Source organism: Microcystis sp. M53602_WE12 (assembly GCF_030065455.1).
GTDB classification, from domain to species: domain Bacteria; phylum Cyanobacteriota; class Cyanobacteriia; order Cyanobacteriales; family Microcystaceae; genus Microcystis; species Microcystis aeruginosa.
This window is the reverse complement of sequence record NZ_JASJFB010000548.1, coordinates 1-5,847: the sequence shown is the minus strand read 5'-3', so window position 1 is coordinate 5,847 and position 5,847 is coordinate 1. Positions and strand designations below refer to the sequence as shown.

General features: G+C 47.6%; 3 protein-coding genes. All 3 read right to left on the bottom strand.

The window, feature by feature from the left end; genetic code table 11:
• Positions 1–250 precede the first annotated feature (250 nt).
• The 3 genes from PX482_RS17680 to PX482_RS17670 are packed head-to-tail and all read right to left on the bottom strand — an operon-like array spanning position 251 to position 5,725.
• Positions 251–2,779: an SAV_2336 N-terminal domain-related protein gene (locus tag PX482_RS17680; protein ID WP_288095858.1), complete on the bottom strand. Its 2,529-nt coding sequence runs from the start codon at positions 2,777–2,779 to the stop codon at positions 251–253.
• A gap of 8 nt (positions 2,780–2,787) precedes the next feature.
• Positions 2,788–3,885: an AAA family ATPase gene (locus PX482_RS17675; RefSeq protein ID WP_288122784.1), complete on the bottom strand. Its 1,098-nt coding sequence runs from the start codon at positions 3,883–3,885 to the stop codon at positions 2,788–2,790.
• Positions 3,875–5,725 (bottom strand): VMAP-C domain-containing protein, encoded by a 1,851-nt coding sequence (locus PX482_RS17670; RefSeq protein ID WP_353852213.1) that lies wholly within the window; start codon positions 5,723–5,725, stop codon positions 3,875–3,877. The genes PX482_RS17675 and PX482_RS17670 overlap by 11 nt, the downstream gene beginning before the upstream one ends.
• Positions 5,726–5,847: the final 122 nt, after the last annotated feature.

Here is a 5,847-nt window from a genome sequence, read left to right as displayed (position 1 = left end):
TTTGTAATATTCCTTGTTGACACCCTTACTGACAAAGAAAAAACTGAAATCAAGTCAGGATAAGGGTTGGAGTGCTTACTGCAAAAATTGTTAAGAAAGATCCCTATAAGGGATAGCTTATCAAGGGGGGCAGGGGGGATCAAACCCCCCAGGTAATTGACCCCCCAACCAATACACTTGTACTATAGCCTGCCTAAAAAAATTCCAGAAAAGGGAATGAGGAAAAAGAGAGAAAAAAAGGGGAAAAGGGTTACAGGGTTCTCCCGAATACGCAGACTACCCGAAAACCGTAACCGTAGCTGCGGAGGTCGCGGCGGTAGCGGAAGTAGCGAACCGCGGAACGGCAGCCATCAGGATTGAAGCCCCAGGAACCGCCCCGCAATACACAATATCGGTTATCTGTCAAGAGTTCATTTATACTATTTAATAAGTTTTGATAACGATTATCAATATTTTTTTCGTCCCAAACGCTCCCGTCTGTGGGCGGTGCACCTTGATAATCACCGTGCCACGGATCTAAACACCACTCCCAAACATTCCCGTGCATATCGTACAGCCCGAAGGCGTTGGGGGGATAGGAGCGGACGGGGGTGGTTTTCTCTGGGGATTTTTTCGCCTTTTCTTGTTGATAGACCTCTGAACTATTGTAATTCGCCAGTTCTGCCGTGATCGTCTCGCCAAAGTGGAAGGGAGTGGTTGTTCCCGCTCTACAAGCGTATTCCCACTCGGCCTCACTCGGTAAACGGTAATTTTTTCCCGTGTGACGGGACAGACGGGCGCAGAATTCGATCGCATCGTACCAACTCACGGACTCGACGGGGTTGTTATCGCTTTCCTTAAAGCGCGCGGGGTCTGGATCGAGGTCTTTTCCCTCCCTCGGTAGGTGGGCCACGAACCGCCATTGCGCCCGGGTAATCGGAGTCTGGCTCAGGTAGAAGGCACTGACGCTCACGGGGTGTTGGGGTTTTTCAAACTCGGAATCGCCCTTTTCTCCCGGTGAACCCATCAGGAATTCGCCCCCCGGGATAGCAACCATAGTCAGGGGTTCGATTCCCTTACCTAGGGGTTCTTGGTAGTAGTAGGCCTCCAGGGATTCTCTTTTGGTAATTATTCCCCGTTTATTGACGTATAGGGTCTCGAAGGGGAATTTTAGGAGTTTTTCCGGGGTCAAGATTTCCTGTTTTCGCTGCCTCACTCTCTCCTCGATGTTTTGGGCGATATCGGCGTACTCTCCCCCCCAAGTGCGGAGAACAGCCGCGTCCACCTCAGCGAAATAGAGAGAGCGATCGCTGACTGCATCCGCTAGAGAACCCTGTGGATTGGGGATTAGAGCCGAAAAATCGCGAAATTCGCCGTAATGGTCGCGAATATAATCGCCGATGCCGCGCCAAATATCGATCGTGCGTCTAGCGGCACTATCTGCCAACAGTAGCTGACGAATGCCGGGGTAAAAATCGTACCAAGCATCCGGAACCGTCGCTCCCTCCGGACTAAAGGTAGATTTTTCGACCAGTCCGCTAAAAAAGACCTCCGCTAGATGCCAATGTTTACTATCGGGTAAAAATCGCCGCTGTGCCAATCGCATCACCGGAGGAATCAGGGGAACGGCCGCCAGCACTTTAGCCAGTTCTCGGGCCAAGGGACTGGCATCGATTAAAAAGCCTCTCAATAACTCTTCCGGGGGTTCCGCTTCCGGAGCGGCTGCCTCTTCTTCTCCGGTTTCACCCATATTCACCCCCGCAGTGGTTGCTCCCATTAAAACCCCCTGAATGGAGTTACCACCGCTCCCAGCGATAAATTTCGCCCAGGTTGCAAAGTGAGCAGGGGATAGATTGAAAATGGGGAACCGATAGAGAATCTGCTTCGTGCGGAGTCTTTCCCCCACTTGCAGTATTGCATTGGCAGAAGCGGGACCCGGTGCGATCAAAGGCCGGAGGATCGCTCCCTCTAAAGCGGTTCGTTGCCATAGCTCCTGCGGGAAAATGTGAGCGATGGTGACGGGGTGTTCTTTGCCCAGATCCGCTAGGGTGGCGAAGGCAGACCTCGATCGCCAAGCTTTCCCCAAAGTATCGGTTAGGACGATAAAAAGTCGGTTTCCAGAGGGTGCAACCAGACTGCGAGGGTTCCGTTCGATTTGCCCCGCACCAGAAAGCAAACGAGCTTCATTTTCACCCGTCTCGAACCACCAAACCCGCACATCCCTAAAAAAGCCTTGCCAACGGAAGAGAGTGGTCATTCCCCCCGCTAGATCTCCCCAAAATTCCATCGGGGGAGAGCGATCGATCAACAGGTGAACCTCTAACCAACGTTCTAGGGGGGGTCGGAAAGCGAGCATCGGTAATCCCCCCGCTTCGGCCGTCCGTTCCACTGTAACCTCGATATCCAACTCGTCGGCCCGTAATCCAGGCACGCGACGCGCTAGGGGGAGAATTGCCTTACTGATGGCGGTGGGTTCGGGTATCGGAAAGGGATCGGGGACGCGAACGGGAGAAGAACGATCGCTCTCGACCGAATCGCGCTTCCGGGAGGTCTGCGTCTGGCGATCGATGTTTTCGGGATAGGCAACGGGGAGCGTTGGCTCGATCGCTCCGGGGGGAGGGGTTTTTTCACCGCTGCCGGATGACCGGTTATCCTCCTGATCATTAGATGAGTTCGCTTCCGAATGTTCAGACTGCTCGATCGACCAAGGCGCGATAATTCGATCGAGGTAAGCAGCGCACCAGATCAGTTCTGCCATTTCCCTCTCGTCTTCCCACCAGATGGCTTTTTTCCCTTCCATCTCTCCCCCTACCCTTGCAAGGATTTAAAGATGGTGTCTAGCAGCTTGCTATCGGGGTCGGTGAGGTCGTTTCCCTGTAGTAACAGATAGACCGCGTTGAGCAGTTGATCGGTGGCTAGTTTGTCTTTGCGTTTAATTCGATCGAGAAATTTCCGGATTAGTTCTCTGGCCGGTTTTTCCAATTGATTCAGGCTCTCCGGGGGGAAACGTTGCTCTAGTATCCGATAGAAATCATCCTCGTTGTCGGGTTGTTCGAGTCTTAAACGCAAACATCGACGCAGGAAAGCGGGGGGAAACTCCCGGGCCTCGTTACTGGTCATGAATACTAGGGGGAACTCCTGACAAGACACACAACCTCGATCGATCGGGATTTTTTCCTCGCTGTCGTCCTGTTGACCGCGATAGGGAAGAACGGATTGGTCGCCGGTTTTTAATCGTGTCAATTCTGGGATCTCAAAAAATCCCTCCTCGAAAATATGGAGGAGATCGTTAGGCATATCGATATCGCTTTTATCGATCTCATCAATTAGCAGCACCGCCGGTCGTCCTGGAAGGGATCGATAAAAAGCCATCCCCATGGGACCTAATCTTAGATAGCTGCCGATATCTGGTTCCTCGTACTTTCCCCCCTCTCCCACTTTCTGTCTTTGTAGGGAAGCTTCCTGTAACCGTCCGATCGCATCGTAGGCATAAAGACCCTCTTTAAGGGTGGTGCGGGAAACGATCGACCAACGGTAGGGGCCGGGTAGTCCCAATTCCCGGGCAACTGCGTAGGCCAGGGAAGTCTTGCCGGCGCCGGGGTTGCCCTCAATCAGTAGGGGACGACGCAAACAGAGGGCAGCATTCACCAATTCCACCGCTTTCTTATCCGCGACGAATCCTAAAGCCCTAGGGTCGATTTTTCCCTGTTCGGGCGGTATTTCCTGCGATTTTGCCGCTTTTGTCCATTCTTCCGGGGACAGGCTAAAACTGCGCCAAGGGGGTGGCGGTGGGATGCGATCGAGGTGTTTTCTTTGTTCTTCGGGTGTGGGTAAACTGTTCGCGCTCAGGGTCAAACCCCGATAGATGCGAAGTTCTTCTGCTTTGGTAACTGGTTTATTGGCCATTGGATTCCACCACTCTCGTGTTTAGAGGTCTCGGTCTCGGGGCGGGTTTGGGGTATAGATCGTCCCAGAAAAGGGCGATTTTTCGCTCGTTTCTGCGTAATTCTTTGATCTTATCGGGCCAGTTTTTCCATTCCGAGGGTTTTAGATCGTTATCTGTCATCGGTTGATTGGCGTTTCGACTCCAGACGGCGATCGGCAGGGATTCCACGATCTCTTCCAGATCGGCGATCGATGGTTCGGTTCCGATGTAGTAATGTTTCTGGTCAAGATCGCTATTATTTTCCCATAAAGCTCTCTTGATCTCCTCGATCTTGTCGCGTATTTCTCGGAAATCTTCATCGAAATAGCGATCGAAGGAGTTAATAAAAACAGGATACTCGTATCCGATAGATGGCCCCTCACCGGTTCTAAACTTAATATCTTCTAGGGAGTGTTTCAGCAAAGCAAATGGAAGGAAAAATTCAATCTCTAGTCTCGCTCGATCGGGTAAATAGTAAAATATTTCAGGAATTACCTGATAGAAACTATCTTGCATTTCTTCTATCATAAAACCTTGTTCTTTTTTATAGATATTCCATAACTTAATTTTATTGTTTATTCCCACAAAAAACATCGTATTTACATGAAAATATTCTGTTTGTAAGCCAGTATTATTATGTTTATCAATTGCGGGTGAGATTACAATTTGTATTCTTCCTTCTAGTTCGATATTTTTATTAAATTTATCCCACAATTCTCTCGCATATTTTTTGATTGTGTCTAACTGCACACCATCCCTATATCGAATAGCTTCACCTTTCCAAGTATCAATATCTTCAGCAATATCTAGGGTTTCATTCTTAAATAACTTCAATCTGCACCATTCAGAAAATAAAATCAAAGGACATATTTCTTGATTAACTGGCTTACTAGACAAATCTTTTAGTTTTTCTATAAGCTCTTGTATGTTTGAAATAGATGACGATTTGGGATCCTCATAGACTAACAGAAAAGAGTTGATTAAGAATAAACTATTATCGGAATTAATATTTAAAATATTGAAAAGTTTTTCGATTAAATTAAATCGTTGATTTTCCCATTTTTGGTCAGCTTTAGGATAAGTAGGAAAAAAGATAGCATGGGTTTCAATTCCTAGCGCAGAATAATTAACACGCTGATTACTGTCAACATTTTGGTTCATTTTATGAACCAACCAACCTAGATCGACATATCCAGAGTGGGAATAAAAATCGATCGCTTCTATATCATCGAGAGCTTGTTGCAGCGATCGGGATAAAACGCCTTCGATCGCTGTATCTTTTGACCTACAAGCTGCCATAACATGAATAGCTATATTAGCTCCTTGAACCGCTTCATATTGTTTTATCGCATCGCTAACGAATTTTATAATATCTCCCGCACCACTTTGGGAGTAACAAGTATCAATAATATAGAGAACTTGAGAGATGGTTACTTGCTTATTTTTAATAGGACGAACTAAGTCTTGAGTCGGTAAAGCCGTTGAAGGTATATCGTCACTATTTGTGTCTTCCAGTATGAGATAATGTCCATCACCTTGACAATATTCGCCATGACCGGAATAGTAAAAAATAAGAATATTTTTCGTTCCATGTCGCTCTCTATCCCGAAGCCAATCAGGGAATAATTTTTTAAGATCGTTAGTTGTGGGATTCAAGTGTAAACTTGGCAGAACTCTTTCATATCCAAAACCACTGGTAAACAGACTGTTCACCAATTCTAAATCCGTCTCGACGCTGGGTAATTGCTCGAATGCGTTGTAATCCTTTGTCCCACAAGCGATTAGATAATACTTGGTTTCTTCATCCATATCATTGCCCATCAATCGATTAAGTAGCTGGTTATAATTAAATTAAAAATGGATTTTAGGTTCGATCCCCCCTTAGTCCTAGAGTTGATTCATAGTAGGGTTGATTCATGAATCAACCCTACCCTTAGTCCCCC

What these genes read in the sequence shown, in the direction of transcription:
- PX482_RS17680 (WP_288095858.1), bottom strand. Translation starts at nt 2,779, where the DNA reads ATGGAAGGGAAAAAAGCCATCTGGTGGGAAGACGAGAGGGAAATGGCA.
- PX482_RS17675 (WP_288122784.1), bottom strand. Translation starts at nt 3,885, where the DNA reads ATGGCCAATAAACCAGTTACCAAAGCAGAAGAACTTCGCATCTATCGG.
- PX482_RS17670 (WP_353852213.1), bottom strand. Translation starts at nt 5,725, where the DNA reads ATGGGCAATGATATGGATGAAGAAACCAAGTATTATCTAATCGCTTGT.